Source organism: Methylophaga sp. UBA4204 (assembly GCF_002379485.1).
GTDB lineage: Bacteria > Pseudomonadota > Gammaproteobacteria > Nitrosococcales > Methylophagaceae > Methylophaga.
Genome location: NZ_DFTU01000002.1, coordinates 2,114 through 3,632, shown reverse-complemented (window position 1 = coordinate 3,632; position 1,519 = coordinate 2,114). Strand labels below are relative to the sequence as shown.

Below are 1,519 nucleotides of genomic sequence, written 5' to 3'. Positions count from 1 at the left end.
ACTGATATCAAAGATCCGATTGTTGGCTTTGTCTTCAGTAACAAAGGGTTGATGTATAACTTGACGCTCGAAGGCGCCAAGTTTACCAAGCTCAATAAGTAGTATTGGAGGCCTGTTTTTAGCCTTCGATACGAAAACCGATTTTGATAGTGACCTGCCAGTAACGGACTCCGCCGTTTTCGATATAACCGCGAGTGTCCGTTACTTCAAACCAATGCAGGTTTTTAACGGTCTCAGCAGCTTTTGCAATCGCGTTCTCAATGGCTTTATCTGAACTTTCAGCAGAGCTGCCAGTGATTTCAATATGTTTATAAACATGTTCAGTCATAATAATTCCTTGTTATTTGCGTAAATAGATAAACCAGTAAAACAGGCCGACAAAGATACTGCCTCCCAGCATATTGCCCAATGTCACCGGGATCAAGTTATGCCAGAAAAAACCACCAATCGTTAACTGTTCTGAGATGACGAGTGAGGTTTCTGCTTGTGTTTCTGCCAGTAACCCAGCCGGAATAAAAAACATATTAGCAACAGAGTGTTCAAATCCAAGAGCGACAAAGGCGGTAATAGGAAAAATTACTGCCAGCACTTTATCAGTCACACTGCGCCCCGCCATACACAACCAGACGGCTAGACATACAAGGATATTGCACAATACACCACGAGTGAACGCCTCAATCCAGCTCAGATTCACTTTACTGTCAGCAATCGCCACCACTTTATGGCCAAGAGCCCCATCGCCCTGCCACCATAAGCCACTTAAATACATCAACAATAAAATGCCCATTGCCCCCATAAAATTGCCAATATAAACAATTGCCCAATTCTGAATCAGTTGCCTAAAACTAATCAGGCCATCGATACAGGCCATCACCAATAAGTTGTTACCGGTAAATAATTCTGCCCCGGCAACCACCACCAGAATCAATCCCAGGCAAAATGCCAATCCGCCAATTAGTCGCATAATTCCAGCAGGCATATTGCCAACGTCAAAGGTCACCAGTGTAAAGAATGCCGCTCCCAGCGCGATAAACGCTCCAGCTAATAATGAGAGAGCAAAAACTCTTAATGGATCCACAGTACATTTGCTCATACTGATTTTTTCCAGACGACGAGCAATTTCTGCCGGGGTATAAGCATCAACTGAAAATGGATCCATGATATTTTCCCAATTATGAAAAACAAGTTAGATGATAATCACATACATGTGCTTACAGCACCATGCCCATCGAAATAAATGAATGATTTTGCTATCTTTTCATTGAGTGGGCACGTATAATTGCATGCTCGCAAATGTCACTTTTACAGCTTTGTTTCCAAAGCTGCCCATCACAGGTTATTCAATGTCCACACCAGAAAACGATTCAACACCCTCATTCGCTGAGTTAGGGTTAGCTGCTCCAATTTTACAAGCTGTACAACAAGCCGGTTATGAAACACCTTCGCCAATTCAGGCGCAAAGTATTCCACCTTTACTTGCTGGTAGAGATTTACTTGGTCAGGCCCAAACCGGTACCGG

At 43.3% G+C, this 1,519-nt stretch carries 2 protein-coding genes and 1 pseudogene; 1 reads left to right on the top strand and 2 read right to left on the bottom strand.

Features of this window, described 5'->3' with window-relative positions:
* Nucleotides 1-118: 118 nt before the first annotated feature.
* Both B3182_RS00315 and B3182_RS00310 read right to left on the bottom strand, forming a co-directional pair.
* On the bottom strand, nucleotides 119-328 hold the full coding sequence (locus B3182_RS00315; protein WP_292357877.1) for a dodecin: 210 nt from the start codon (nucleotides 326-328) through the stop codon (nucleotides 119-121).
* A gap of 12 nt (nucleotides 329-340) precedes the next feature.
* Nucleotides 341-1,159, bottom strand: a complete 819-nt coding sequence (locus B3182_RS00310) for a formate/nitrite transporter family protein (protein ID WP_292357875.1) — start codon at nucleotides 1,157-1,159, stop codon at nucleotides 341-343.
* A 184-nt stretch (nucleotides 1,160-1,343) separates the two neighbouring features.
* Here B3182_RS00310 and B3182_RS00305 point away from each other — a divergent pair.
* Nucleotides 1,344-1,519 (top strand): annotated as a pseudogene (locus tag B3182_RS00305) (DEAD/DEAH box helicase); the annotation flags it as partial.